Below are 25919 nucleotides of genomic sequence, written 5' to 3'. Positions count from 1 at the left end.
ATCGTAATTCTAAAAGCCTCCGTTGTTAAATTTAGCGCTTACGGTATTTACCAGATTGGTTACCGCGGCTTCTGATATATGCAGTATAGGTTGCGGATATACACCAATAGCGATGATCAATACGCAGATAATACCCAGTACTAATTTTTCCGAACCGGCTATATCAGTAAAAGTTAATGTCAGTTCGTTCACTTCGCCCTGCATTACGTTCTTATACATACGCAGCATATATACCGCGCCAAAGATGATGGTTAAACCCGCCACCGCAGCAAACCAAATGTTATAATTGAATACACCTTTGAGTAATAAAAACTCGCCCACAAAACCGTTAGTTAGCGGTAAAGCAACAGTGCCTAAAAGGATAATTAAAAACGCTATGGAGAAATTAGGCGCTACCTTAGCAATGCCACCCGTTTGACTAATGTCGCGGGTGTTTAAACGGCGACTGATGATATCCCAAATGAAAAACATCCCCACCACGTTAATACCGTGGCTAAGCATTTGTATCATGGCACCCTGTACACCCTGGGTTGTCCATGCAAAGATACCCGCAGCTATAAGGCCAACGTGTGCTATAGATGAGTAAGCCACCAAACGTTTACCATCTTTTTGATTAAATGCTATAAGCGAAGCATAAACAATACCAATTACCGATAATATCATCACCACATTTTGCCATTGCAGGAAGCCGGCGGGTGCATTAGGAATTAACCAGCGGATAACACCATAAATACCCATTTTTAGCATAATACCAGACAACATCATGGTACCTGCCGATGGCGCCTCGGTGTAAGTATCGGGCTGCCAGGTATGGAAAGGGAACAAAGGCATTTTTATGGCAAATGCTATAAAGAAGGCCCAGAAAACCCAGTTTTGCTGCGACAGGCTTAAACTCAAATTGTAAAAGCCGTTAATATCATAAAGCTTATCCGGAGTTTGCAGGTACAGGTAAATAATACCCAACAGCATAAACAACGAACCCGCGAATGTGTATATAAAGAATTTAATATTGATGCGGATACGGTTATCGCCTCCCCATAAAGCACAAATAAAATAAATAGGGATCAATGCCGCTTCCCAACCTACGTAGAACAAGAAACCATCTAACGCGGTAAATACGGTTAACAACCCTGCCTGCATAAACAGAATAAGCGCGTAAAAGGCCTTTGCGTTCTTATACTCATGTTTGTAAGTGGTAAGTATAATAAGCGGGACAAGCACCGTAGTAAGTAAAACCATTACCATGCTAATGCCATCAATACCGGCCTTAAAGTAAACCCCCATCTGAGGGATCCACGGTAGGTCGAGGCCATACTGTACAGATGCATCGGGGACAAAACCTGCAAGGAAATATGCGGCAAGGCCAAGCTCAACTATAGCGAAAAATAATGCCGCGTGCTTTGCAGCTTCGTTCTTAACCAACAGCACTAATAGTGCTGCCAAAACCGGTAAAAAAAGTAAAATACTAACCGTCATTTTATAGGGTAAACGCTAAGCGCTTATATTTTAATTAAACTGTACACCAAAATGGCAATAATGCCCACTACCATCATAAATATGTAGAAACCAACATTCCCTGTTTGCAACAGGCGCAGGCCTTTACTCGTTTCTAATGTGCCTTTACCCAAGCCGTTCACAAAGCCATCTATTCCTAAAACTTCTACTACCTTATAAAAGAATACAGATATAGCATCAAGGGGCTTGCGAATGATCTTATCGTATAGTTCGTCGATATAAAATTTATGGTATGACAGGTTTGCCAATGCCGGGCGCTCTTCAGCGTCAGATACAGACACATGCGCACCGCTAACATATTTGCTGTAAGCATAGCCCATAGCCAGTATTGCAATTAATACCGATGTACCCATTAATATCCATTCGGTGTTATGGCTCAGTTCGTGCTCACCCAATATTTTGTGTGATGCTTCAAAAACAGGTGCAAGGTAAGCACCCAGTTCGTGATGGCCGCCCATGATAGCCGGTACACCTATCATACCCGCTACGGCGGATAATATTGCCAGCACGATCAAAGGAATGGTCATATTTGCAGGCGACTCGTGCAAGTGGTGTTCCTGCTCATGCGTTCCGCGGAATTTACCCCAAAAGGTTAAGTACATCATCCGGAACATGTAGAACGAAGTTAAACCTGCGGTGATAACACCTACTACATAAAAAGTGGTGCTATGTGCAAAGGCCGCTGCCAGGATCTCGTCTTTAGAAAAGAAACCCGAGAATGGTGGGATACCCGCAATAGCAATGGTACCAACCAGCATAGTTATAAAAGTTACTCTTATCTTGCCCTTTAAGCCGCCCATTTTGCGCATATCCTGCTCACCGCTCATGGCGTGAATAACAGAACCTGCCCCCAGGAACAGCAATGCTTTAAAGAACGCGTGCGTTAACACATGGAAGAATGCACCGGTGTAAGCGCCAACGCCCAGGCCTAAGAACATGTACCCCAACTGCGATACCGTTGAGTAAGCCAGTACTTTCTTAATATCTGTTTGTGTTAATGCTATTAATGCAGCGAACGCCGCTGTAGCCAAACCTACAATAGCAATAACTTCCATCGTGTCCTGCGCAAGGCTAAACAGGATGTTTGAGCGGGCAATCATATAAATACCGGCTGTAACCATCGTTGCTGCGTGGATCAATGCCGAAACCGGAGTCGGGCCGGCCATCGCGTCCGGAAGCCAGGTAAACAACGGCAACTGTGCCGATTTACCAACGGCACCAACAAATAATAATAAAGTTATTAATACTATCGGCGCACCTGCCGTAACAGCGGCGGGGGCATGAGGGAAAATATCTGCAAAGTTTGTGCTGCCAAATGTGTTTACCAAAAGGAAGATGCCCAGCAAAAAGCCAAGGTCACCAATGCGGTTCATTACGAAGGCCTTTTTAGCGGCATCGGCATAGCTTGGGTTGGTGTACCAAAAACCGATAAGCAGGTATGAGCATAAACCTACGCCCTCCCAACCTATAAACATTACCACATAGTTGCTACCCATAACCAGCAGCAGCATAAAGAAAACGAACAAGTTTAAGTACGCGAAGAACTTGCCAAAGCCTGCATCATCATGCATATAGCCAATAGAGTACAAATGGATAAGGAAACCTACACCCGTAATAATAAGCAGCATGATAGAACTTAACTGATCTATCAAAAACGCGAACGGGATGTGGAAACTGCCAACAGCTATCCAGTCGAACAGGTTTACCTCAACAGGTACACCCGAATTTTTTATCTGGAAGAAAGTAGCAACACTTAAACCAAAAGCAACCAATACCAATAAGCTACCAATAGTGCCTATGATACCTTTAGACAGGGTATTACGCCCCAGTCCGTTTATAACGAAACCGGCTAAGGGTAGTACAGGAATAAGCCAGATCAAATTGTCCATAAGCCCCCTCTAAATCTCCCCCAATAGGGGAGACTTTTTATTTTTTTAAATTGTAAACACTTTAAATTTGCCTTTCTTAAGCCCTCTCCTTCGGGGAGGGTTTGGGTGGGGCTACTTACCATTTCAACCTGTTCAGCACGTTAATATCGATGCTGTTGGTATTGCGGTATATCATTACTATAATAGCCAACCCTACTGCAACTTCCGCAGCGGCAAGGGCCATAATAAAAAATACAAAAACCTGCCCGGCTGCATCGCCACGGTAAACCGAAAACGCGGTAAGCAACAGGTTAACCGAGTTAAGCATCAGCTCAACCGACATAAATATTACGATGGCGTTACGGCGTAATAAAACACCCATCACACCTATCGAGAATATAATAGCGCTTAATAAAATGTAGTGGTTAAGCGGAACCGCTTGAATGGTTTGGGTTAAACTTTCCATCAGATGGTTGCTTTTGGTTCTTTATCTTTTGTAGCCAATAATACCGCGCCTACCATTGCCGATAAAAGCAATACTGATGACACCTCAAACGGCAACAAAAATTCGTTAAATAATACTTTACCAAGGTTTTTTACCAGGCCAAGCTCTGGGTTATGTAATACCACCGGGTTTGATACACCTAATGATTTTAGGGAAGATACCAGCGCCACAGCTAAAATACCGCCGCCAAACACCGCGGCTATCTTAACCATAAATGGCTTAACAGGCTCGCTTTCCTTGTTCAGGTTTATCAGCATCAGCGTATATAGGAATAATACCAGGATGGCACCCATGTAAACAATAAAGTTTACAATTGCCAAAAACTGGGCGTTCATTAATATATAGTGGATGGTGAAAGTAAAAAAGGTAAGTATAAGGTACAGTATGCTATGCACCGGGTTTTTTGCAGAGATAACCAGTATCGAAAAAAATATGGATAAAAACGCGATGAAGTAAAATGTACTCATGTTTATATTTTACAAAATACTCTTGCCGTAAAAGCTGGGCAAAGGTATAAAACTTTGGTTATTGATTTAAAGGTGCCTCTACTAATTTGTCTTTACCGTATATAAAATCTTTCCGCAGGTAATCTGATGGAATAATATCGCCGTCGAGGTATATCGCTTCTTTAGGGCAGGCCTCTTCGCATAAGCCGCAAAAAATGCAGCGCAGCATGTTTATCTCGTAAACAGCGGCATATTTTTCTTCGCGGTACAGGTGTTCCTCACCTTTCTGGCGCTCGGCAGCCTGCATGGTAATAGCTTCGGCCGGGCAAGATAGCGCGCATAGGCCGCAAGCAGTACAACGTTCGGCACCATTTTCATCGCGTTTAAGCGAGTGCATACCACGGTAATTTTCAGAAAACTCGCGTTTCTCGTCAGGGTAGGCTATAGTAACCGGTTTTTTAAAGAAGTGCTTCATGGTAATGGCCAGGCCTCCTACAATAGCAGGCAGATAAGCCCTCTCCCAAAAATTGAGCGGTTTTACTGTTAATTGCTTCTTTTTATTACTTAATGATTCCATTGAAAATAACCTCTCTCTAATTTAAAAAAGTAATAACAATACCGGTAACAACAATATTGGCTATGGCTAAAGGTATCAGTATCTTCCAGCCCAGGTCCATCAACTGGTCGTAACGGAAACGCGGGATAGTCCAGCGTACCCACATAAAGAAGAAGATGAACAAAAATATTTTGGCAAAGAAAACACCGGTACCAATAAGCGGGCCTATAACCGGGCCAACGTGCGCGGCAACCCAATCCATACCCGGGTAGTTGTAACCACCCCAGTATAGAGTAGCCATCACTGCCGATGAAATGAACATGTTAATATACTCTGCAAACAGGTAAAAACCCAGCTTCATTGATGAGTATTCGGTATGGTAACCCCCAACCAATTCGGTCTCACACTCCGGTAAATCGAACGGTGTACGGTTGGTTTCGGCAAATGCGCATATCATAAATAACAAAAAGCCTACCGGTTGGTAAATTACATTCCAGTGCCAGCCATGTTGCTGCTGTGCAATTTCGCCAAGGCTAAGTGTTTGGGTAACCATCAGCAATGCGATGATGGAAAGGCCCATTGAAATTTCGTAACTAATGTTTTGCGATGCCGCGCGGATAGCGCCCAATAACGAGTATTTGTTGTTTGATGCCCAGCCGCCTATCATAACGCCGTAAACACCCAGTGATACTACACCAAATATGTATAGGATACCTACGTTAATATCTGTAACCTGCAATGGGATAACCTTATCGCCGATTACCATGTTTTGCCCCCACGGTATAACCGCCGAACCGATACATGCTGTAAGGATTGCTAAAGAAGGGCCAACAATGAAAAGGAAAGGTGTAGCATTAGTTGGGATGATCTCCTCTTTCATAAACATTTTGGCACCATCGGCCATGGGCTGTAAAATACCCCACGGACCTGCTCGGTTAGGGCCTACCCTATCCTGAAAAAATGCTGCTATTTTACGCTCGGCGTAGGTAGAATACATGGCTACCACCAGGCTAATAGCGAAAATGACTATAATAAGCCCAAATTTTATGGCAATATCTGTTAATTCCATTACAGGCGTGTCTCCCTTTCAAATTGTTCTTTATTTGCTTCCTGCAATACCGGGTTGGTTTTAACTACCGGCAGCGGTTTAAGCATTTCATAATGATTTGCGCTGATGACAGATTTGTGCGAAACTTTACGCGGGCCTTCAATCACCCAGTCGGCAGTTTTCTTTTTATCGAAACGGCAGGTATTGCAAATAAACTCCTCTGCCTCGCCGTACTCATCTTTACGTGCGGTTACGCGTATAACATCCTCACCTTTGTACCATAAGGTAACTTTACCGCAACATTTTGGGTTCTCGCATTCGCGGTGAGCCTCAACAGGTTTGGTGAACCAAACACGATTTTTAAAGCGGAAAGTTTTATCTGTTAACGCGCCTACAGGGCAAACATCAATAATGTTACCGCTAAAGTCGTTATCAACAGCTTTTTGTATATAAGTAGAGATCTCTGAATGATCGCCGCGGTTTAATATCCCGTGAATACGGTGATCAGTTATTTGGTCGGCAGTAAATACACAACGGTAGCAAAGTATGCAACGGGTCATGTGCAGCTGTATCTTATCGCCAATGTCTATCTTCTCGAATGTACGGCGGTCAAATTCATAGCGGGTTTTGGCCGCGCCGTGCTCATAACCTAAATCCTGTAAATGGCACTCACCAGCCTGGTCGCATACTGGGCAATCCAGCGGGTGATTGATCAATAACATCTCCACCACACCTTTACGCGCCTCAATAACCTCCGGCGAAGTAATGTTTTTCACTTCCATTCCATCCATTACCGTTGTGCGGCAGCTTGCTACCAGCTTAGGCATAGGGCGCGGGTCTTTTTCAGAGCCCTTGGTTACCTGTACCAAACAGGTACGGCATTTACCGCCACTACCTTCCAGCTTGGAGTAATAGCACATAGCAGGCGGAACAATATCGCCACCAATCAGCCTCGCGGCATTCAGGATGGTTGTCCCGGCTTCTACTTCAATAGGAAATCCGTCTATCGTTACCTTCATTTATAATTCAAAATTAAAAAGTCAAAAGTAAAAACCATGCTTTTTAAGTACCTATCTAATCCAGGTTGATGATAATGGACGCAATGATCTTTGATAACTCATCAGCCTCATACAGCAACTCGTTTAATTTTTCTTTGTCGTCTACCAAGACCGTATCTCTTATCAAACAAATCCAATACTTTGATTCGTTTGCCGATTTAAGCGCTATCTTATAATAGTTCTTAAAATCTTTTCCGGAGCTACCCGCCTTTGCTTCAACTATGTTGGCACCAATCGAAGTGCCGCTTCTAACTAACTGATCAAAAAGAGAAAAGAAAATCCTGTCATATTTAGCACCTGCAATGAATAAAACTAATTCTTTTGAAAACTGATAACACCTGTGTTTGATGTTGTAAGGTTTCTCGTTCAAGTGCTTCCTATATTTTAATTTTTACTTTTAAATTTTGACTTATCCTTCTACCGGCTCAGGTGTAGGCAATGGATCAGCATAATGTGCGATACCAAAGTTGCCACTCGTAGCCGCCGATGGGTTAGTTACATGCCACTCAAATTCGTCCCTAAAGTGGCGGATGGCGCTGGCTACCGGCCAGGCGGCAGCGTCACCAAGCGGACAAATTGTATTACCTTCAATTTTTTTAGAAACATCAACCAAAAGGTCCATATCGCTCATTTTACCGTGACCAAATTCCAGGCGGTGAAGCACTTTCTCCATCCATCCTGTACCTTCGCGGCAAGGCGAACATTGTCCGCAGCTTTCGTGGTGATAGAACCTTGCGAAGTTCCAGGTGTTTCTTACTATACACTGGTCTTCGTCATAAGCGATGAAACCGCCCGAACCCATCATGGTACCGCTAACAAAGCCGCCATCAGCTAATGATTCGTAGCTCATCAGGCGGCCTTCGCCGTTAATAGTTTTCATGAACAGGTTAGCCGGCAAGATCGGTACAGATGAACCACCCGCGACAACCGCTTTTAAACGTTTGCCGTTGGCTATACCACCACAATATTCGTCGCTATATAAAAACTCTTCAACCGGCAGGCCGAGGTCAATTTCGTAAACACCCGGTTTTTTCAAATTGCCACCTGCTGATATCAGCTTAGTACCAGTACTGCGGCCAATACCAATTTTGGCATATTCGTCGCCACCTTCGTTAATGATGGGCACAACAGCTGCAATAGATTCTACGTTGTTAACCACGGTTGGGCAGCCATACAAACCTGCAATAGCCGGGAACGGAGGTTTTATCCTGGGGTTACCACGTTTACCTTCTAATGATTCTAACAACGCGGTTTCCTCACCACAAATGTAAGCACCACCACCCGGTTGCACGTAAAGCTCAAGGTCGTAACCTGTGCCTAAAATATTTTTACCTAAAAAGCCTTTAGCTTTTGCTTCGGCAATAGCCCTTTCAAGGATACGGATCTGCGGCATCATTTCGCCGCGAACGTATATGTATGATGTTTTAGCACCCAGCGCAAAGCTGGCTACTATCATCCCCTCAATTAATAAGTGAGGGATATGGGTCATCAGGTAACGGTCTTTAAAAGTACCCGGTTCCGATTCGTCGGCATTACAAACCAGGTAACGGGCAACACCTTCGGGCTTCGCCAAAAAGCTCCACTTCATCCCGGTAGGAAAACCCGCGCCACCACGGCCGCGCAAACCTGATTTTTTAACCTCTTCCACCACTTCATCGGGCGTAAGGGTTTTCAGGGCTTTTTCAACAGCAGCGTAACCGCCTTTTGAGCGGTAAACATCAAATGTGTTGATGCCGGGTACGTTTATGTGTTCAAGTAAAAGTTTGCGTCCCATTAGTTGTTCGCCTTTCCTTTCAAATCACTAATCAGTTTATCAACCGACTCGGTGGTTAAGTTTTCATAAAAAGTGTACTCGGGGCCAATTTGCAGCACAGGGCCGAAGCCACAGGCGGCCAAACACTCTACACCTCTCCAGCTAAATAAGCCGTCGGGGGTAACTTCGCCTTCTTTAACGCCAAGCGTTTTTTCTATATGCTCCATAATTGGGGTTGCACCCACAATTTCGCAAGGGCCGGTACGGCAAACCTCTAACATGTACTTGCCCTGCGGCTTTAAAAAGTACATGGTGTAAAATGATGCTACCTCATAAACTTCTATCGGTTGGATAGAAAGGTATTCGGCAACTTTATCCATGGCGGGTACGCTGGTCCAGCCAAACTCGGCCTGCACCAAATGCAGTATAGGCAACAAGGCCGATTTTTGTTTCCCCTCGGGGTAACGGCTAACTACATCGGCAAATTTGCCAAGCAGCTCCGGCGAAAATGTTACCGGTGTATTGGTATCCTGTACACTAAGCATCTAACTCTCCGGCTATAACGTTTAAACTACTCATGTTAATAATAGCATCAGATAATAACATTCCCTTACTCATCGGCGCATACATCTGGTAATTGATAAAGCTTGGCCTGCGGAAGTGTAAACGGTATGGCGAGCGGCCACCATCATTGATCAGGTAAAAGCCAAGTTCACCGTTTGCACCTTCTACCGCGTGGTAAACCTCGGCGGTTGGGGTATCAACCTCGCCCATCACAATTTTAAAGTGATAGATCAAAGCTTCCATGTTATTGTACACTTCCTCTTTTGGAGGCAGGTAAAACGCCGGCACATCCGCGTGGAATATATCGGTTGGTTCTTTTTCTATTTTGGCAAGCGCTTGCTCTATAATGCGCAGGCTCTGCCACATTTCTTCGTTACGTACCAAAAAGCGGTTGTAAACGTCGCCGTTCTCGCCAACAGGTACTTCAAATTCAAAATCCTGGTAAGATGAGTACGGCTCCATAGCGCGTACGTCGTAATCAACACCTGCAGCGCGCAATAAAGGGCCGCTCCAGCTGTAGCTTAATGCCTGCTCGGCAGTAACTGCTGCTACATCTTTGGTACGATCAACAAAAATACGATTACGGTTAAACAACGCTTCAAATTCGCGCAGCACCGGCGGGAACCTTTCTAAAAACCGTTTGATCTTGGCAAATGCGATATGATTGAAGTTGCGTTCGAAACCGCCTATACGGCCAATGTTGGTTGTTAAGCGCGAGCCGCATATCTCTTCGTAGATCTCATAAATTTCTTCGCGATGCTCCATCATGTACAGGAAGCCCGTAAAGGCGCCGGTATCTACACCCAATACACCATTACAAATAATATGATCGGCAATGCGGGCCAGCTCCATGATAATTACACGCATGTAATCAACACGTTTTGGCGTTTGTATGTTCAACAGCTTCTCCACCGTCATGTGCCAGCCCATGTTGTTGATGGGTGATGAACAATAGTTCAGCCTATCGGTAAGTGGAGTTATCTGGTAGAATGGGCGGTGTTCGGCAATTTTTTCAAACGCGCGGTGAATGTAGCCTATGGTTGATACGCCGCTAACAATACGTTCGCCATCCATCTGCAATACATTCTGGAACACACCGTGGGTTGCAGGGTGTGTTGGGCCCAGGTTTAGCGTGGAATACTCCGTTTGCGGGTCGTTATCAGTATATACCGGGTGGTTCTGCATTTATTTTTATCTCCCGAAAAAGTAATCTTTTTTATCAATACGGTTTGGATCCTCCAGCGGGAATTCCTTCCTCATCGGGAATACCGTCATGTCATCAACATTAAGTATCCTGCGCAGGTCGGGGTGGCCGTCAAATATCACCCCAAAAAAGTCGTAAGTTTCACGCTCCATCCAGTTGGCGCCATCCCAAAGGGTTGATGCCGTAGGGATGTGCAGGTCGTCTACAGTAAGGCCAACTTTTATACGGATGCGTGTATTTGTAGTTAAGCTATGCAGGTGGTAAACTACTACGATCTGTTTTTCAAGTTCGGGGTAGTGTACCGCTGTAAGATCCGTTAAAAAGATAAACTGCAACGCAGCATCTGTTTTAAGGTAGGTTAACACATCGGTAATAATATCCTTACCTGTTTCAACCGTAAGTAGGCCAAAATCGGCGCCTGTTTGGGTAACCTGGCCTGCAAACCTGTGGTTAAGCTTTTGCAGTAATTCTTCGTTTGGTATTTTAGCCATTATTGGATACCATATTTAGCCAGCAACTCCTGGTACTTTGGCTCTTCGCGCCTGCGCAAAGATTCTGTTTGTACCAGCTTTTGTATAGCCATGAAACCATCAATAATAGCCTCGGGGCGCGGAGGGCAACCAGGCACGTAAACATCCACCGGGATTACCTCATCTATACCCTGCAGTACAGAGTATGTATCAAATATACCACCGCTTGACGCGCATGCACCAACGGCCATTACCCAACGGGGCTCGGCCATTTGCAGGTAAACCTGGCGTAAAACCGGGCCCATTTTTTTAGATATAGTACCCATTACCATCAAAAGATCGGCCTGGCGGGGCGAGAAGCTAAGCCTCTCGGCACCAAAACGGCTTAAATCGTAATGAGAACCCATGGTAGCCATAAACTCGATACCGCAGCAAGATGTTGCAAATGGTAACGGCCATAAAGAGTGTGAACGCGCCAAACCCACTGCCTGATCAAGCTTGGTGGCAAAAAACCCCGATCCTTCAACACCCGCAGGGGCTTCAACTATTTGAATATCACTCATTGAATTCCTTATCAAATAATGTTTAATGCTCAGTTAAAACTGATGTGCAAATTTACAATAAATACGTTGTAACAGATACACTGTGAAGGCCTGGCAATATATTTAGAATCAGTCTAAACTAATCCCAATTTAAAGCACCTTTTTTAATAATGTAGAAGAAACCTGCAAGCAGGGTAGCCATAAAAATGAACATTTCTATCATACCGGTGGCGCCCAGGTCGCGGAAGTTAACAGCCCATGGATACATAAATATTACCTCAACATCAAACAATACAAAAAGTATGGCTACCAGGAAGTACTTAATTGACATTGGTGTACGGGCGTTACCTACTACCTCTATACCAGATTCGAAGGGGGTAAGTTTATCTTTGGTTTTACGCTTAGGGCCAATTTTGTGGGTTACAAACATAGTTGTAACAACAAAACCAATTGCCACAAGCATCTGGAATATGATGGGCAAATAGTTAACAGGTAAACTCTTTAATTCCATGCTGCAAATATACAAATGAACGTAACATATAAAAGCCTCTTAATATCCTTCTGCTCATCTTTTTTGCAGCCTATCTACAGTTGTTCATTTCATTCATTATTAGGTTGTTCGTATAAATTGTAAATCTTTTTCACAAGCTTTAAATACCGCAAACATTAAATGTTACGGTAATGAATTTAAGGTGCATACACTTAAGTAATATATGCCGTTTAAAGCTTTGAGCGTAATCAGGGCAACCAATTACAAATTATTTATGAAAAAATTTCAAAAACTCAGCAGGAATGAAATGAAAAACGTAACCGGCGGCCTCCGTCAAGAGGGCTGTGCCACGAGCTGTAGCTCGCACGGCGCAAGTTGCGGGCCGGGAAGCTGCACTTGCCGCGCAACCCCAGGTTGGGGTAATGAACCAACAACCTATACTTGCGAAACTATAACAATACCTGAATTATAACAAAAAGGGCCTCCAGTAAACCAGAGGCCCTTTTTATTTATTTAAAAGTGATTATTTAGCTTTACCGGCACCGCCGCCTTTGCGGGCAAAGTATGCTACCACCTGTTTATTGGTAGGGTCGTTATCTCTTGCTTTAGTATAGTTTTCAAGCGTTTTAGCTGAATCTTTCTCCTTAAATTCAGCAAATGTAGCCAAGTATACATACGCTTCGGCTAACTCCTTTTTAACTTTATCAGTCGGTGTACCACCTTTAGCATTAGTTGTTTCAATGTATTTCTCGTAGAAAGGTTTCGCGTAACCAACTATGTTATTACGGTCTTTATCCTTCAACTCGTTTACACGGGCACGATATAAATATGCGTTAGGATCTGATGGTGCTTTTTGCGTTACATAGCTAAATGCAGAGTCCGCTTTGGCTATGTAAGCATCAGCATTCGGTATTTTATCGTTGTAAGACACATAAAAATAGTAGCTAACACCTTCATAAAAGTGGTCTAATAACTTTACATTTCTACCTTTTTGGGTAAATACATGGTACGCGTCACCGGCTTCGGCGTATTTCTTTTGGCCGTAAAGCGCTTTGGCTATCTCAGGATAAACATCTACCTGTGTAGTATCCACATCAATAGCTTTACGTAACGAAGCAACACCTAATGAATCTTGTTTAGAAGCAAGCTGTAAACGACCCAGGTAAACATAGTCACGAGGGATTATACGTTTAGGATCTGCTTTTGTGATCCAGGTATTCATAGCCGTTAAACCTGCAGGATAATCTTTGTTTTCGTAACCGGCATAACCAAGGTAACGGTAAACTTTTAAGTTACCATTGGCAGCGCTTGATAAAGCCTGGGCTTCTGTCTGTAGGGTTTTGTAATCACCGGCGTATAATAAGAAGTCGGCGTAACGTAAACGAGACTCAACAGATAGGTCTGTTAAAGAAAGGTATTTACGATAGTTATCGGCACCTTCTTTAACCTTAGCTGAAGCCATTTTAGGGTCGCTTAGAGCCCAACGGATGTCGGTTTCTGCCCACTCGCGGTAAGCAGGACCATAGTTAGGGTCAATAGCTAATGCTGCTTTAAATTCGTTTTCAGAACTTTCAAAGTTGTTGGCATATTTCCAGATAACACCGGTTGCCACTTTAGCATGAGCAAGTTTAGGGTCCAACTCTAATGCAGACTGGTAATTGCTTAACGCTTCGGTGTTTTTGCTTTGGGTACGTAACGCATCACCTAAAGCAACCAGTATCTCGGCGTCTTTAGGGTTTACTGTTTTGCCTTTTGTTAATACTGCAATGGCAGCGTTAGCATCGGCAGCAGGTACCTTACCGTCAACATCATTTAAAAGATATGCTTCGCCTACGTATAAGTATGGCTTGCTGTCTTTACCTGCTAAAGCTACAGCCTGGTTAAAGTTTGTTGTAGCTGTTGCCCTGTCTTTATCTAAAAACGCGGCAGCGCCTAAACCAGCGTAGTTTAATGCCGATTTAGGGTTTACAGCAATACCTTTCTGGAAATTGGTTTTTGCCGAATCCGGGTATTCCTGCAAAATATACACCCAACCAAGGTAAAAGAAGTTCTCATCCTTAGTAGGTTGGGTTACGGTTAAATTTTTAAGCATTGATTTAGCCTTCTGAAACTGCTCGGCGTCAATCGCTTTCTTGGCATCGGCTATGCTCTGCGCAAAAACTGAAGAGCCAACAAGTGTCAGTGCTAATACTATCTTACTTATCTTACTGATCATTTTCATCTTAGTTTGTTAATGTATATAGTTAGTGTGTTATGTTTATTTCCCTTGACGGGATAGAATCAGGTAATAAGCCCGATTTTAGTATGATCCGTTGTCCGCGTTCGCTTGCCAAAAATGATGCAAAGCCCGACCCTAAACCTTTCCTGCCTGTGCAATCTATGATATATAACGACCTGCTTAACGGATACGTATGTTGGACAAGAGTTGTTTGCGAAGGTTTAAAGTACTCGTTGGGCGCAGTTTTGCTGCTTTCATCCTTAACACCTACAATTTTAACTTTGTCAACAGCATCCGCATAATCTTTATCAGGGTCATTTAACCATGCAAAGCCGGTTATGCCTATAGAGTTGGGGTGAGTACTTACGTACTTAATAACCTCTTTATTTGAGCTTAACGCGTAAATATTTTTTTGTTTCAACTCTTTATTTCCGGATAAGGCCTTCAAATACCTTACCAAACTCGAATTAGGATTATCAAACACTATACTTTTATCTGTATGCGATTTTCCGTTCAGCATACTTTTTATCTCGTTTACCGAAATGGTAGTATCATTTGACGCCTGGTTTACAATTAGTGCAACCGCGTCTATAGCAAACTTGTTAACATCGGCAGTTAACGAACGCCTTTTTAGCACTCCAAGCTCTGCAGTATCTAATTCACGTGCTATTATCACTACTCTAACTTTGTCATTCATTAAATTATTTACAACCTCGCTTTCGGGTTTGTAAGTAATTACGGGGTTGGCCTCTGTGTATTTTGCCTTAAATACATACAGTTCCTCATCAACAATCGGCGAAAAGGATTCATCGCCATAAAATTGGGCGGTACCCGATGTAAAGCCATCTAAAGGGGCTTTATTAGTTTTTTTTTGCTGGCAGCTTTGTAAGCCGGCCATAATTGTAATCCCCAATAATAATTTAACACTAAGCTTCATTGGGATCCTTTCTTAAATATCGCGCGAAGCGCAGTACCGCGTAAATTATAATTACGCAACCAAATATTGTTTTTTGCTGTTTTGGCAGCTGGTTCAAAAAGCTATCCCAAAAGATAGTCATGAGCCCAAGGGTTAATAACCCGATGAATGCAGTAACTCCTAAAATAAGCAAAAACCGCCTTTTGGGCGATTTTTGCTTCTCATTGTTATTTGACAACATGAATTTTTATTCTTGCGCCAGTGTAAAGCTTACAGGGATACTGTACTGTACACGAACCGGACGACCGTTTTGTATACCTGGTTTCCACTTAGGTGACTTTTTCAATACACGTACTGCTTCTTCGTCACATCCGCTTCCAATACCACGTACAACTTTAATATCTGTTAACGAACCGTCTTTTTCTACAACGAATGTACAAATTACACGGCCCTGAACATTGTTCTCTCTTGCGATAGAAGGATACTTAATGTTGTTACCCAGGTATGAGTAGAATTTAGCGTCGCCACCAGGGAATGCCGGCGATTGTTCAACCGCGGTAAAGATCTGGTTAGGGTTTTCTTCTACCACTTGCTTAACATCAGAGTTACCAACGGGCTCATCAATGGTAATTGCCTGGTTTGGATCACCCTTTTGATCTTTTTGCCCCGGATCCGCAACTTTCAGATCTTCTACAGTTGGCGGGTCTTTTTCACGTACCTCGTTATCGGGCTTTACAACCGGAGGCGGGAAACGTACCTGGTCAACCTTCGGTTTAGGTGGCTCAGGCGGCGGTGGCGGTGGTTTCACCTCTTCATTCACTGGAGGCGGAGGCAATACCACTTCGGTAACCTTTACCTTCTCATCAGCCTTGGGGATAAATCCCTCTATTGCATTGAGGATTGTTTTAAAGGATATAAGTACAACAAATGCTGCTACACCAAATAAAAGGGCTTTATTCGTATTACGAGGGTTATCCTTTCTAAGTTCGTAAGCACCATAAGCTTTGTTACGGCCTGTAAAAACAACGTCAATCCATTGCTGGTTAAGTATGTCTAATTTTGATCCAAACATTATCTTATAACGTTAATTTACTTTAATAGTTCTTAATAGTTTCCGTCGCGCTTTAGTAAGCCTAATTCAGCAGGCGTAATATCTACAATAGCGAAAGATTCAACACTGGTTATCTTCATTTCGTCAAGCGCGTCAACTACGTTCTTGTAATTAGCTTTATCGCTTGGCTTAATTAATACAACCATGTATTTACCTGTGCTGGCTTGTATCTCTTTGCCTTTTTCAATAAGCACTTTACGCAACCCGTCTTTACCGTAATCAACGGTTTCGGGGGCCGATGTACCGGGTTCACCTACAAACCACTCAACTTTGTTATTAGCGCCTAATAAAAGCGTCATTGAACGGGAAGCGGCAACAGGCAATTGGTCGTTTTGCTTTTCATCTTTATCCGGCATGGTCACATCCATCGCTTTAGGCTTAGATAATGTGGTGGTCATGATAAAGAAAGTGATCAACAAGAAAGCCAAATCCACCATCGCGGTTAAATCCACGCGCGTAGAAGCCTTTTTACTTCTTACTTTCCCGCCTTTTTTCCCCCCGCCGGAGGAGGTGTCTAATTCTGCCATTTTTTGTTATTTTTTAGGTGCGTTCTTAACCGATGTGATCAGGCTGAACTTGTTAACTTTTTGTCTTTGCAGAATACCTATTATCTTTTTGATAGTAGGGTACTCTTCCTTGTTGTCTCCTTTAACAGATATCCTTAACGGCTTGTTATGTAATGAAGCAACGGCTTTGCGAGATTCGCGGATCCAGTCTGCGAGCTCATTATTGGCCGTAGTATCATTTGGGATACCGGGTTGCTTAAAGGTCTTACGCCTGTCGGCATCAAGATCCAGGTAACCCTGCAACTGGTTAATAGGCACACCTACAACCTGAAGACCTGAAAACACTTGCTTTTGCTGAGGTGAGAAATTAATATTGTATTTCTCTCCCATTTGCGTAAGCGTTTGTTTACGAATATCGGTACCTTCTACCGTGTAGAAAACCTTTCCCTGACCAACGGTCAGCAAAAGTACATCCTCTTCAGGAAGCGGCACTTCAGCAGTTGAAGACGGTACGTCAATCGGAACAGGATCTTCCGTACGCGGCTTTGCTGTTAATATAAAGAAAGTAAGCAACAGGAAAGCTACGTCGCACATGGCGGTCATATCTATAGCAGTGCTCTTCCTTGCAACTTTTACTCTTGGCATATTCTGATTAATTTTAAATATATAACGTAAAGATAGTTAATTATTGTATTCATCCAAATTATATTTTGCAATACCGGATAAAAGCAAACTATATTTTACAATTATTATTTTTTGTGAGAAGCCGAGAATGTTTGAACGATACTGAAACCAGTTTCGTCGATAGCGTAAGTTAATTTATCAATTTTAGAAGTAAATACGTTATACATTACAATTGATACCGCAGATGTACCGATACCTAAAGCTGTATTGATAAGTGCTTCAGAAATGTGAGTTGAAAGTTCTGATTGGTTTGGAGCACCAGAAGCACCCAGGGTTGCGAATGCACCAATCATACCAATTACCGTACCTAACAGACCGGTTAATGTACCGATTGATACCAGGGTAGCAATGATGGTTAAGTTTTGCTCTAACATTGGCATTTCTAAAGCGGTTGCTTCTTCAATGTCTTTTTGGATAGCTAATGCTTTTTGGTCAACATCCATAGTAGCATCATTTTCCATTTCGCGGTATTTTTTCAAACCAGATTTGATAACGTTTGCTACCGAACCTTTTTGTTTATCACACTCAGCGCTTGCGCCTTCGATGTTACCAGCGTTTAATAAAGATTGAATTTTACGTACGAATGCGTCAACATTACCTGTACCTGATGCTTTACCAATAACAATAAACCTTTCAATTGAAAATACAATAACCATTAACAGGTAAGACATAATGATAGGTACAATTACCCCACCTTTATGTACAGTACCAAATAAATCGCCCGGGTTTGGATCATTTTCAGGATTGCCGCCTTTAAAGTGGCTTGGGTGGCCCAGGATGAATATGAAGATTAGAACTGCCGCAACTATACAGATTGGAATAGTTAAAGTTGCAAATGCGCCCGATGCACTTGAGCTTTCTTTAACAGGAGTAGTTGGTTTTGTTGGTGCGTTTGCCATTACTTTTTAAATTTTAGTTTTCGTTTTGTTTATAATATAAGTTAATAAAAAATGTGTGCGTTTTTAGCGAATAACAAAAATAGAATTTAAATGAAATAAAAAAACTTTTTATGTAATTCTTTATAATAATTTAATATACAGCTGCAATAGCGTTACGAAATTGGTGATTACATAACGCTTTGAAACACAAAAATTGTCTACATGGCAGACAATTTTTTACAATACAACCCATTTTTTTTAAGAATAGCAAGTTATAACACATAAAAGTGTGTAACTAAAATGATATAGTTGCGTCTAACTACACCTCTAAAGCTACGTTTGGCCCTGCGTTTATTATTTCCGGGGTACTGTACGCGGCATACTTATCAAAATTCTTAACAAAGGCTGCGGCTAATTGGTTTGCCTTGTCTTCATAATTATCTGCGCTGGCCCAGGTGTTCTTTGGGTTTAACACCTCATCGGGTACATTGGGGCAACTATAAGGGATGGCTATATTAAATACAGGGTGCAGGTGATAGCCCACATTATCTAAACCTCCATTCAGGGCAGCGGTTATCATAGCGCGGGTATGTGATAGCCTCATGCGCTGGCCTGTTCCGTAGGGGCCACCTGTCCACCCGGTGTTAACCAACCATACATTTACCTGGTGCTGCTTTATTTTACTACCCAGTAATTTAGCGTATTCTACCGGGTGCAATGGCAAAAAGGCTTCGCCAAAACATGCCGAAAAGGTGGTTGTTGGCTCGGTAATGCCGGCTTCAGTACCGGCTATTTTAGCCGTATAGCCCGATATAAAATGGTACATGGCCTGCTCGGGCGTTAATTTTGATATGGGTGGCAATATCCCAAAGGCATCGGCTGTTAAAAAGAAAATGTTTTTTGGCGCACCACCTATTGATGGTATAACCGCGTTGCTTACATTATATAAAGGATAAGCCACACGGGTATTCTCTGTTTTATCGGTATTATTAAAGTTAACACGGCGGGTACCGGGTATAAAGTTAACATTCTCTAATAAGGCACCATATTTAATAGCGTTAAAGATCTGCGGTTCTTTCTCAGCAGTTAGGCCTGTGCATTTGGCATAACACCCGCCCTCAAAATTAAATATGGTATAATCGCTCCAGCCATGTTCATCATCGCCTATAAGGCTGCGGTCAGGATCGGCAGAGAGGGTGGTTTTCCCTGTACCCGACAGACCGAAGAATATAGCGGTATCGCCTTTGGCCCCGGTATTTGCCGAGCAGTGCATAGATAATACCTGCTTATCGTGCGGAAGTATAAAATTAAGCACCGAGAAGATGGCCTTCTTGATCTCGCCCGTGTACCCGGTACCGCCTATCAGTATTATTTTTTTGCTGAAGTTGATGATGGAAAAATTTGGCTGGCGGGTACCATCCTTTTCCGGATCGGCCATAAAGCCGGGGGCAGCAATAATGGTCCATTCGGGCATCCCCCCGGTGTTTATGACTTCGGGGCGGATGAACAGGTGGTGAACGAACAGGTTCTGGTAAGCAGTTTCTGTAACTACCCGTATGTCAATATGGTATTTTTCGTTGGCACATGCGCATGAGTCGCGCACAAATATCCCTTTACCGGCAAGATATTTTGTTACCTTATTATATAAAGCGTTAAACTTTGCACCGTCGAACTTATAATTGATGCTACCCCACCATACATTATCATGTGTAATATGGTCATCAACAATAAAGCGGTCTTTAGGGGAGCGGCCGGTGAATTTACCGGTATCTATAGCGAGGGCGCCGGTATCGCTTAAAACGCCTTCGTTTCGTTTAATTGCGGCCTCAACAAGTTGCGCGGGGGTTAGCTGGTAGTAAATAGCAGGGCTATTCGCCAGGTTTAGATACCCTAAATCAGGGCTCTGGTTAGCAGTGGTGTTCATCAGGAAGATAATTTTATAATTGGTTGCCCCAAAATTACCTGTTTGATACACTAAGAACCAAGCATTTTTAAGTATTTATTTACATAATGTATGTTTTACACACCACATAATTAGTTCATTATCAAGAGCTAAATCGAATTATAATTTTATAGATCAATACACTATCCTCCCGCCTTTTTAGCCTTATAGCCGTCAGTTTGCAGCATGGTTAGCACCTTATCCCTAAAATCGCCCTGCAGCAATACTTCGCCATCTTTAACAGATCCGCCTACGCCACACTTGGTTTTTAGTTTTTTGCCTATCGCTTCCAGGTCGGCATCCGAGCCAATAAAACCACTGATACGCGTTACCAGTTTGTTGCCCTTTATCCTGTCGAGGTAGATCTTTAAGTTTTGCTGCTGTGGCGGTAGCGTTTGCTGTTCTTCGCCGCCCTCTTCCTGGTACTGAAAATCAGGATCGGTAGAGTACATGATGCCGGTAAAATTTTTCTTAGCCATATTAGCTCCCTCTAAATCTCCCCGATAGGGGAGACTTTAACTGCAATTTTTAAAAATATATTAGCCAAACCCTTTATGCCCCTCTCCCTCGGAGAGGGGTTGGGGAGAGGCTTTATAGGCCCTTGTATTCTAAGAGGTCTCCTATTTATGGTACGATGCCCCAACAATTACATTCAGCGCGTTGGGCACTACCTCTATATCAATATCTGTGCCTGCAACCTGCGGCTCGCCATCCAGGTGTATGGGGCCTTCCTGCTGGCGGGTTATATGAACATTTTTGCCTTTAATAATCTCTACATACTTCGAGCTGTCAGCCGTTTTGGTGAACATCCGCAGTCCCATCTCCGGGAAGCGCCAAAGCGGAAAAGGCTTTATAATACAAACATCCAACAAACCATCCTGCACCGATGCCGTTGGCGATACGTGGGCGTTATTGCCATACTGCGATGAATTGGCCATGCTTAGCATAAATGCTTCGCGGTCGTACGCCACACCATCAATTTCTATATGGTAATCTTTAGATTTATAGGTCGAGATCTCGTTTATGGATGATTTAAAGTAACTCACAAACCCACGCTTCTCGCTGCCATGGGCAAACACGTGGCTTATGTGTGCATCAAAACCCATCCCAGCCATATTAAAAAACCATTGCCCGTTCATTTTACCGGCATCAATAGTAATAGCGCGCGCCTGGTTAAATGTTTTAAAGGCATGCTCTACATTCATGGGGATATTTAAAAACCTCGACAGGCCATTGCCCGAGCCGTAAGGAATAACCGCAAGCGTAGTATTGGTATTTACTATGCCCGATGCTACCTCGTTTACGGTACCATCGCCGCCTACGGCAACCACAATATCGTACTCGCCCACCGCAGCCCTGGCTAAGCCATTGGCGTGGAAAATACCGGTGGTAAATTCAATGTCGTAATCAAAAATAGTTGTGTCAACGTATTTCTGTACAAGCTCCGGCACACCTTCCTTATTCTTCCCTCCCGATACCGGGTTTATTATAAATAACGCTTTCCTTTTCAACTACATAAGTTTACAAGCGGCAAAAGTAAATGTATTTTCGGCTTTGTGAAAAATTGTTTTATTTTTGCCTCCTGAAAGTGGACTGATTTAACGCCCCAATTGTTGATAAACTTACATCGGGGGCTGGATTGCAACCACGTAAAAAAGTGCTAACCCTGCTCCTTTTACAACGTTTCAAACAAATCTTTTCCTTTCGGGTTTAACGTTTATTATAAAAATATATGCCATACTTATTTACATCGGAATCCGTGTCAGAAGGGCATCCGGATAAAGTTGCCGACCAGATATCGGACGCGTTAATTGATAACTTTTTAGCTTTCGACCCAGAGTCGAAAGTGGCTTGCGAAACCTTAGTTACCACAGGCCAGGTTATTTTAGCCGGCGAAGTAAAATCAAAAGCCTATTTAGACGTACAAAAAATTGCCCGCGATGTAATTAACCGCATTGGTTATACCAAAGGCGAGTATATGTTTGATGGCAGCTCATGTGGTGTGCTATCTGCCATTCACGAGCAATCGCCGGATATTAACCAGGGTGTCGACCGCAAAGCTAAAGAAGAGCAGGGCGCCGGCGACCAGGGTATGATGTTTGGTTACGCTACCATCGAAACCGATAACTATATGCCATTGGCTTTGGATATTGCACACGCTTTATTGCGCGAACTGGCAGCTATCCGCCGTGAAAACACCGACATCAAATACCTTCGCCCTGATGCAAAATCGCAGGTTACGTTAGAGTATGACGATAACAACCAACCAGTACGTATCGATGCTATTGTGATTTCTACCCAGCACGATGATTTCGGCGATGAAGAAGCGATGCTTTCGAAGATCAGCAAGGATATTGTTGAGATATTGATTCCTCGTGTTAAGGCTAAATACCCGAAATATGCGCATTTCTTTAACAGCGATATTACTTATCACATTAACCCGACAGGTAAATTTGTGATTGGTGGCCCGCATGGGGATACCGGCTTAACCGGCCGCAAGATCATTGTAGATACTTATGGTGGTAAAGGCGCGCACGGTGGTGGTGCATTCTCAGGAAAAGACCCATCAAAAGTTGACCGTTCTGCCGCTTACGCAACCCGCCACATTGCTAAAAACCTGGTAGCTGCCGGTGTTTGTAACGAGGTATTGGTACAGGTATCATACGCTATTGGCGTTGCAAAGCCAATGGGTATTTACGTAAACACTTACGGTACCGCTAAAATTGGTTTAAATGATGGCGAGATCGCTAAAAAGGTTGAAGAGATCTTTAACATGACGCCTTACGCTATCGAAACCCGTTTTAAACTGCGTAACCCAATTTACAGCGAAACCGCTGCATACGGTCACTTTGGCCGCCCAAGCGAAACGGTAACCAAATCTTTCAACGCGCACGATGGCAGCACCGTTACCCGCGAAGTGGAATTATTTACCTGGGAAAAACTCGATTACGTAGATAAAGTAAAAAGCGCTTTCGGTTTGTAAAAGCCATTAACTACATAAAAAAAGACACGCTGTATCGGTGTGTCTTTTTTTATGCCTGTTTTTTTTTAGCCTTTTGCCGATGGTAGTACCGAGTAGCCTTATCTACACTACCACATTCCAGTGGGTTGCACCAACGGCGGGTATGGGTGCGGCTCTTATCCAGAAAAAGCCAACCACAGGCAGAGCATTCTTTAACATATTTAACTTCGGGTGACGTTAAAATTTCATAAGTTGATTTTAGCACTTTCCACAAAGGCGCTACAATATTATTATCGGGGTTCATCCAAACCTCTTCTAAACCATCCACAGCATTTTTAAACCCTATATGCCGCAAAGCTTCTGATAGCAGTTCATTGTATCTCGCCAAAACTTCTTCATCTATAGATTCGCCAGCCGCCTTAGCCGAAAATAACTTGTACAATAATTCCCGGGTAAGGATAATATGGTGGTAAGCGCCAATAGCCGAGGCCGGAGAGTGTTCTGCTATCTGTCGAAAATTGCTGATCTCATCAGGCGTAGCTATTTTAACCTTTAAGCACCATTCCAAAAAATGTGTGTAGTTTTCAAGGTACTCTAAGCTGCCGCTTTTCTTTCGGTTCTGTACAGTATTGGTAAAATCGAGGCATAATAGTCCCCCATCTAAAGGCAAGCTTTCTATATTTCTTATCTTACTCATCTGTAACTCAAATATATTATTTTTTACCACCAAAAACATTTTAGGTAGTAAAGTTTTTTATATATTACCACCATTATTAGTTACGGTAGTAAAAAACGACATGACAAAAAATATTTCTTCGCCTTTACTGGTTGCCTTCGCGTTCTTCAACATATACATCATATGGGGATCGACCTATTTGGCGGTGGCTTACGGCTTGCAAAGTTTCCCGCCGTTTATACTGGTTGGCCTGCGGTATTTAAGTGCCGGGTTACTGATGCTGGCCTGGTGTATGCTTAAAAAAGAGCGCTTACCCGAAAAAAGGTTTGTAATTCGGCATGCTATTGCCGGCACCATGATGCTGGTTGGTGGTACAGGCATGATAGCCTGGGCCGAGCAATACATCAGTTCGGGCCAGGCCGCTATTTTGGTTGCCACCGAGCCGCTTATATTTTTACTGCTCGACAGAAAGAACTGGTCGCAATACTTTTCTAATAAATATATTGTTGGCGGTTTGCTCATTGGATTTACCGGCATCTTCCTGTTCCTGAAACTTGGCGTGGCTGTGGCAAACCCCTCGCCTATGGCAACCATTGCCAGCATAGTTGTACTTATAAGCGCTGTGCTTTGGGTACTTGGGTCTTTAATAATTAAAGATAGCAAAGGCAACAGTACATCTACCATGAATGCCAGCATCCAGTTACTGGCGGCAGGTGTTGCAAGCGGCATCATTGCCTTTGCAAAAAGCGAGCAGGTAGGCTTTACGTTCGCGAAGGTTAGCTGGGAAGCCTGGAGCGGACTCATTTTCCTAATTGTATTTGGCTCTCTACTGGCTTATCTTTCCTTTATATGGCTTATAAGTATTAAGCCCCCGGCTATTGTAAGTACACACACCTATGTAAACCCTGTTGTAGCCGTATTTTTAGGTTGGTTACTCATTAATGAACATGTGAATACGGCACAGCTCATTTGCCTTTTTGTGATCCTGATAGGTATATTGTTGGTTAATGTACCAGGGTATTTAAACCGGAACCAAATAAAAGACGAAGGCGCATAATAGACGATATCATTTCGAAAAGGTATGTGGAGAACCGACCATAGGGAGCTCAGAGAAGATAAATCTTGTTATATGTGATAGTCAGCGATTAGTTCTCCGTTAGGAATGGCAGTGAGCTATATTATCGTCAGTGGATGTTCATTTCTTTTCTCTCAAAAGAAACGAACCAAAGAAAAGTCGCGGCTTGGTAACACCCTGTGTAAGTTGCTGCATTACCAGTTCCTGTGCCACCCGTGTGTTACGCTATGCCGCATTAGGACAGTCATCGGTCTGTTCGTTAGGCTCAAAGAAATCCGTCAATCACAAAAATCGGTTTAATCCCGGTTCTGTTTTAGTAACTTTACTTCATGCAACACCCAGAAGCCAATCCCTGGAAAATTCTCTCAGAAAAGGAAATTTACGATAACCCGTGGATAAACGTTACCGAGTACCAGGTGATCAACCCATCGGGAAACCCGGGTATTTATGGGCAGGTGCATTATAAAAATATAGCCATAGGTATTTTGCCTTTGGATGATGAAATGAATACCTACCTGGTGGGCCAGTACCGCTTTACCCTAAACCAGTATAGCTGGGAACTGCCGGAAGGCGGCGGTATCATTGGCATCGATCCGTTAAAATCCGCGAAGCGAGAACTGCTGGAGGAAACGGGTTTAAAAGCATCGCAGTGGACAGAAATTCAGCGCATGCACCTTTCTAACTCGGTAAGCGATGAGCTATGCATCCTGTACATTGCCCGCGGACTTGAACAGCATGAAGCCGAACCTGAAGACACCGAACAGCTTGTAGTAAAAAAGGTGCCGTTTGACGAAGTTTATAAAATGGTGTGCGCCGGAGAAATAACCGACTCGCTCGCGGTGGCCGCGGTGCTTAAAGCCCGTTTAATGCAGTTAGAGAATAGTTTATAATCTCCGCATTCATCATTTCCGCAAAAAACTTTAAATTTGCGC

28 protein-coding genes are annotated in these 25919 nt (G+C 43.2%); 4 read left to right on the top strand and 24 right to left on the bottom strand.

Annotated elements, in window-relative coordinates:
* Positions 1–9: 9 nt before the first annotated feature.
* The 14 genes from ACFQZI_RS17210 to ACFQZI_RS17145 form a co-directional block, all read right to left on the bottom strand.
* A complete protein-coding gene (locus ACFQZI_RS17210; RefSeq protein WP_377144683.1) occupies positions 10–1476 on the bottom strand; it encodes a complex I subunit 4 family protein in 1467 nt (488 codons plus the stop codon).
* 23 nt (positions 1477–1499) lie between these two features.
* Positions 1500–3404, bottom strand: coding sequence for an NADH-quinone oxidoreductase subunit L (nuoL, locus tag ACFQZI_RS17205; RefSeq protein WP_377144681.1), 1905 nt, complete (start codon positions 3402–3404; stop codon positions 1500–1502).
* Between the two features lie 115 nt (positions 3405–3519).
* The gene (nuoK, locus tag ACFQZI_RS17200) at positions 3520–3849 is read right to left on the bottom strand and encodes an NADH-quinone oxidoreductase subunit NuoK (RefSeq protein WP_129877351.1); all 330 of its coding nucleotides are present in this window, start codon (positions 3847–3849) and stop codon (positions 3520–3522) included.
* Positions 3849–4355 carry an NADH-quinone oxidoreductase subunit J family protein gene (locus ACFQZI_RS17195; protein ID WP_377144680.1) on the bottom strand — a complete coding sequence of 169 codons (507 nt, stop codon included), beginning with the start codon at positions 4353–4355 and terminating at the stop codon, positions 3849–3851. Before ACFQZI_RS17195 ends, nuoK begins: the two co-directional genes overlap by 1 nt.
* 58 nt (positions 4356–4413) lie before the next feature.
* Positions 4414–4911, bottom strand: a complete 498-nt coding sequence (locus ACFQZI_RS17190; protein ID WP_377144678.1) for a NuoI/complex I 23 kDa subunit family protein — start codon at positions 4909–4911, stop codon at positions 4414–4416.
* Between the two features lie 16 nt (positions 4912–4927).
* Positions 4928–5959, bottom strand: a complete 1032-nt coding sequence (gene nuoH / locus ACFQZI_RS17185; protein WP_377144676.1) for an NADH-quinone oxidoreductase subunit NuoH — start codon at positions 5957–5959, stop codon at positions 4928–4930.
* Positions 5959–6957, bottom strand: a complete 999-nt coding sequence (locus tag ACFQZI_RS17180) for a 2Fe-2S iron-sulfur cluster-binding protein (protein ID WP_377144674.1) — start codon at positions 6955–6957, stop codon at positions 5959–5961. The genes nuoH and ACFQZI_RS17180 overlap by 1 nt, the downstream gene beginning before the upstream one ends.
* Positions 6958–7012: 55 nt before the next feature.
* Positions 7013–7366 (bottom strand): four helix bundle protein, encoded by a 354-nt coding sequence (locus ACFQZI_RS17175; RefSeq protein WP_377144672.1) that lies wholly within the window; start codon positions 7364–7366, stop codon positions 7013–7015.
* 39 nt (positions 7367–7405) lie between these two features.
* Entirely contained in the window at positions 7406–8770 is a 1365-nt protein-coding gene (nuoF, locus tag ACFQZI_RS17170) for an NADH-quinone oxidoreductase subunit NuoF (RefSeq protein WP_377144671.1), read from the bottom strand.
* A complete protein-coding gene (locus tag ACFQZI_RS17165; RefSeq protein ID WP_377144669.1) occupies positions 8770–9294 on the bottom strand; it encodes an NADH-quinone oxidoreductase subunit NuoE family protein in 525 nt (174 codons plus the stop codon). Before ACFQZI_RS17165 ends, nuoF begins: the two co-directional genes overlap by 1 nt.
* Positions 9287–10498 (bottom strand): NADH-quinone oxidoreductase subunit D, encoded by a 1212-nt coding sequence (locus ACFQZI_RS17160; RefSeq protein WP_377144667.1) that lies wholly within the window; start codon positions 10496–10498, stop codon positions 9287–9289. Before ACFQZI_RS17160 ends, ACFQZI_RS17165 begins: the two co-directional genes overlap by 8 nt.
* Positions 10499–10504: 6 nt before the next feature.
* Positions 10505–11008: an NADH-quinone oxidoreductase subunit C gene (locus ACFQZI_RS17155; RefSeq protein ID WP_377144665.1), complete on the bottom strand. Its 504-nt coding sequence runs from the start codon at positions 11006–11008 to the stop codon at positions 10505–10507.
* The gene (locus ACFQZI_RS17150) at positions 11008–11550 is read right to left on the bottom strand and encodes an NADH-quinone oxidoreductase subunit B (RefSeq protein WP_377144663.1); all 543 of its coding nucleotides are present in this window, start codon (positions 11548–11550) and stop codon (positions 11008–11010) included. The genes ACFQZI_RS17155 and ACFQZI_RS17150 overlap by 1 nt, the downstream gene beginning before the upstream one ends.
* A 118-nt stretch (positions 11551–11668) precedes the next feature.
* A complete protein-coding gene (locus ACFQZI_RS17145) occupies positions 11669–12040 on the bottom strand; it encodes an NADH-quinone oxidoreductase subunit A (protein ID WP_377144661.1) in 372 nt (123 codons plus the stop codon).
* Between the two features lie 202 nt (positions 12041–12242).
* Here ACFQZI_RS17145 and ACFQZI_RS20885 point away from each other — a divergent pair, with 202 nt between their 5' ends.
* On the top strand, positions 12243–12491 hold the full coding sequence (locus ACFQZI_RS20885; RefSeq protein WP_449288976.1) for a bacteriocin-like protein: 249 nt from the start codon (positions 12243–12245) through the stop codon (positions 12489–12491).
* Between the two features lie 51 nt (positions 12492–12542).
* Here the strand turns inward: ACFQZI_RS20885 and ACFQZI_RS17140 are convergent, their stop codons facing one another.
* The 9 genes from ACFQZI_RS17140 to ACFQZI_RS17100 form a co-directional block, all read right to left on the bottom strand.
* Positions 12543–14240, bottom strand: coding sequence for a tetratricopeptide repeat protein (locus tag ACFQZI_RS17140; protein ID WP_377144660.1), 1698 nt, complete (start codon positions 14238–14240; stop codon positions 12543–12545).
* A gap of 22 nt (positions 14241–14262) precedes the next feature.
* A complete protein-coding gene (locus ACFQZI_RS17135; RefSeq protein ID WP_377144658.1) occupies positions 14263–15135 on the bottom strand; it encodes a PstS family phosphate ABC transporter substrate-binding protein in 873 nt (290 codons plus the stop codon).
* 265 nt (positions 15136–15400) lie between these two features.
* Positions 15401–16225: an energy transducer TonB gene (locus ACFQZI_RS17130; protein WP_377144656.1), complete on the bottom strand. Its 825-nt coding sequence runs from the start codon at positions 16223–16225 to the stop codon at positions 15401–15403.
* A 32-nt stretch (positions 16226–16257) separates the two neighbouring features.
* Positions 16258–16791, bottom strand: a complete 534-nt coding sequence (locus tag ACFQZI_RS17125) for an ExbD/TolR family protein (protein WP_377144655.1) — start codon at positions 16789–16791, stop codon at positions 16258–16260.
* Between the two features lie 6 nt (positions 16792–16797).
* Positions 16798–17415 (bottom strand): ExbD/TolR family protein, encoded by a 618-nt coding sequence (locus tag ACFQZI_RS17120; RefSeq protein WP_377144653.1) that lies wholly within the window; start codon positions 17413–17415, stop codon positions 16798–16800.
* Between the two features lie 104 nt (positions 17416–17519).
* Entirely contained in the window at positions 17520–18353 is an 834-nt protein-coding gene (locus tag ACFQZI_RS17115; RefSeq protein ID WP_377144651.1) for a MotA/TolQ/ExbB proton channel family protein, read from the bottom strand.
* A 298-nt stretch (positions 18354–18651) separates the two neighbouring features.
* Positions 18652–20256, bottom strand: coding sequence for a phosphoenolpyruvate carboxykinase (ATP) (pckA, locus tag ACFQZI_RS17110; RefSeq protein WP_377144649.1), 1605 nt, complete (start codon positions 20254–20256; stop codon positions 18652–18654).
* 161 nt (positions 20257–20417) lie between these two features.
* Positions 20418–20753 carry a translation initiation factor gene (locus tag ACFQZI_RS17105; protein ID WP_377144647.1) on the bottom strand — a complete coding sequence of 112 codons (336 nt, stop codon included), beginning with the start codon at positions 20751–20753 and terminating at the stop codon, positions 20418–20420.
* Between the two features lie 141 nt (positions 20754–20894).
* A complete protein-coding gene (locus ACFQZI_RS17100) occupies positions 20895–21785 on the bottom strand; it encodes a diacylglycerol/lipid kinase family protein (protein WP_377144645.1) in 891 nt (296 codons plus the stop codon).
* 221 nt (positions 21786–22006) lie between these two features.
* On the opposite strand from ACFQZI_RS17100, the gene metK reads away from it, so the two are divergent.
* Positions 22007–23257, top strand: a complete 1251-nt coding sequence (gene metK, locus ACFQZI_RS17095) for a methionine adenosyltransferase (RefSeq protein ID WP_377144643.1) — start codon at positions 22007–22009, stop codon at positions 23255–23257.
* Between the two features lie 49 nt (positions 23258–23306).
* Here metK and ACFQZI_RS17090 read toward each other — a convergent pair whose 3' ends face one another.
* Positions 23307–23933 carry a CGNR zinc finger domain-containing protein gene (locus ACFQZI_RS17090; RefSeq protein ID WP_377144642.1) on the bottom strand — a complete coding sequence of 209 codons (627 nt, stop codon included), beginning with the start codon at positions 23931–23933 and terminating at the stop codon, positions 23307–23309.
* A 100-nt stretch (positions 23934–24033) separates the two neighbouring features.
* Between ACFQZI_RS17090 and ACFQZI_RS17085 the strand changes: the two genes are divergently transcribed.
* Positions 24034–24969, top strand: a complete 936-nt coding sequence (locus tag ACFQZI_RS17085) for an EamA family transporter (protein ID WP_377144640.1) — start codon at positions 24034–24036, stop codon at positions 24967–24969.
* 347 nt (positions 24970–25316) lie between these two features.
* Complete coding sequence (locus ACFQZI_RS17080; RefSeq protein ID WP_377144638.1) at positions 25317–25877, top strand: NUDIX domain-containing protein; 561 nt, start codon at positions 25317–25319, stop codon at positions 25875–25877.
* Positions 25878–25919: the final 42 nt, after the last annotated feature.

Source organism: Mucilaginibacter lutimaris (assembly GCF_042676625.1).
GTDB lineage: Bacteria > Bacteroidota > Bacteroidia > Sphingobacteriales > Sphingobacteriaceae > Mucilaginibacter > Mucilaginibacter lutimaris.
This window is presented reverse-complemented; position numbering and strand designations above follow the sequence as displayed.

Excerpts from the sequence above, each read along its gene's own strand:
- ACFQZI_RS17210 (WP_377144683.1), bottom strand. The coding sequence starts at position 1,476 with ATGACGGTTAGTATTTTACTTTTTTTACCGGTTTTGGCAGCACTATTA.
- nuoL (WP_377144681.1), bottom strand. The coding sequence starts at position 3,404 with ATGGACAATTTGATCTGGCTTATTCCTGTACTACCCTTAGCCGGTTTC.
- nuoK (WP_129877351.1), bottom strand. The coding sequence starts at position 3,849 with ATGGAAAGTTTAACCCAAACCATTCAAGCGGTTCCGCTTAACCACTAC.
- ACFQZI_RS17195 (WP_377144680.1), bottom strand. The coding sequence starts at position 4,355 with ATGAGTACATTTTACTTCATCGCGTTTTTATCCATATTTTTTTCGATA.
- ACFQZI_RS17190 (WP_377144678.1), bottom strand. The coding sequence starts at position 4,911 with ATGGAATCATTAAGTAATAAAAAGAAGCAATTAACAGTAAAACCGCTC.
- nuoH (WP_377144676.1), bottom strand. The coding sequence starts at position 5,959 with ATGGAATTAACAGATATTGCCATAAAATTTGGGCTTATTATAGTCATT.
- ACFQZI_RS17180 (WP_377144674.1), bottom strand. The coding sequence starts at position 6,957 with ATGAAGGTAACGATAGACGGATTTCCTATTGAAGTAGAAGCCGGGACA.
- nuoF (WP_377144671.1), bottom strand. The coding sequence starts at position 8,770 with ATGGGACGCAAACTTTTACTTGAACACATAAACGTACCCGGCATCAAC.
- ACFQZI_RS17165 (WP_377144669.1), bottom strand. The coding sequence starts at position 9,294 with ATGCTTAGTGTACAGGATACCAATACACCGGTAACATTTTCGCCGGAG.
- ACFQZI_RS17160 (WP_377144667.1), bottom strand. The coding sequence starts at position 10,498 with ATGCAGAACCACCCGGTATATACTGATAACGACCCGCAAACGGAGTAT.
- ACFQZI_RS17155 (WP_377144665.1), bottom strand. The coding sequence starts at position 11,008 with ATGGCTAAAATACCAAACGAAGAATTACTGCAAAAGCTTAACCACAGG.
- ACFQZI_RS17150 (WP_377144663.1), bottom strand. The coding sequence starts at position 11,550 with ATGAGTGATATTCAAATAGTTGAAGCCCCTGCGGGTGTTGAAGGATCG.
- ACFQZI_RS17145 (WP_377144661.1), bottom strand. The coding sequence starts at position 12,040 with ATGGAATTAAAGAGTTTACCTGTTAACTATTTGCCCATCATATTCCAG.
- ACFQZI_RS20885 (WP_449288976.1), top strand. The coding sequence starts at position 12,243 with ATGCCGTTTAAAGCTTTGAGCGTAATCAGGGCAACCAATTACAAATTA.
- ACFQZI_RS17140 (WP_377144660.1), bottom strand. The coding sequence starts at position 14,240 with ATGAAAATGATCAGTAAGATAAGTAAGATAGTATTAGCACTGACACTT.
- ACFQZI_RS17135 (WP_377144658.1), bottom strand. The coding sequence starts at position 15,135 with ATGGCCGGCTTACAAAGCTGCCAGCAAAAAAAAACTAATAAAGCCCCT.
- ACFQZI_RS17130 (WP_377144656.1), bottom strand. The coding sequence starts at position 16,225 with ATGTTTGGATCAAAATTAGACATACTTAACCAGCAATGGATTGACGTT.
- ACFQZI_RS17125 (WP_377144655.1), bottom strand. The coding sequence starts at position 16,791 with ATGGCAGAATTAGACACCTCCTCCGGCGGGGGGAAAAAAGGCGGGAAA.
- ACFQZI_RS17120 (WP_377144653.1), bottom strand. The coding sequence starts at position 17,415 with ATGCCAAGAGTAAAAGTTGCAAGGAAGAGCACTGCTATAGATATGACC.
- ACFQZI_RS17115 (WP_377144651.1), bottom strand. The coding sequence starts at position 18,353 with ATGGCAAACGCACCAACAAAACCAACTACTCCTGTTAAAGAAAGCTCA.
- pckA (WP_377144649.1), bottom strand. The coding sequence starts at position 20,256 with ATGAACACCACTGCTAACCAGAGCCCTGATTTAGGGTATCTAAACCTG.
- ACFQZI_RS17105 (WP_377144647.1), bottom strand. The coding sequence starts at position 20,753 with ATGGCTAAGAAAAATTTTACCGGCATCATGTACTCTACCGATCCTGAT.
- metK (WP_377144643.1), top strand. The coding sequence starts at position 22,007 with ATGCCATACTTATTTACATCGGAATCCGTGTCAGAAGGGCATCCGGAT.
- ACFQZI_RS17090 (WP_377144642.1), bottom strand. The coding sequence starts at position 23,933 with ATGAGTAAGATAAGAAATATAGAAAGCTTGCCTTTAGATGGGGGACTA.
- ACFQZI_RS17085 (WP_377144640.1), top strand. The coding sequence starts at position 24,034 with ATGACAAAAAATATTTCTTCGCCTTTACTGGTTGCCTTCGCGTTCTTC.
- ACFQZI_RS17080 (WP_377144638.1), top strand. The coding sequence starts at position 25,317 with ATGCAACACCCAGAAGCCAATCCCTGGAAAATTCTCTCAGAAAAGGAA.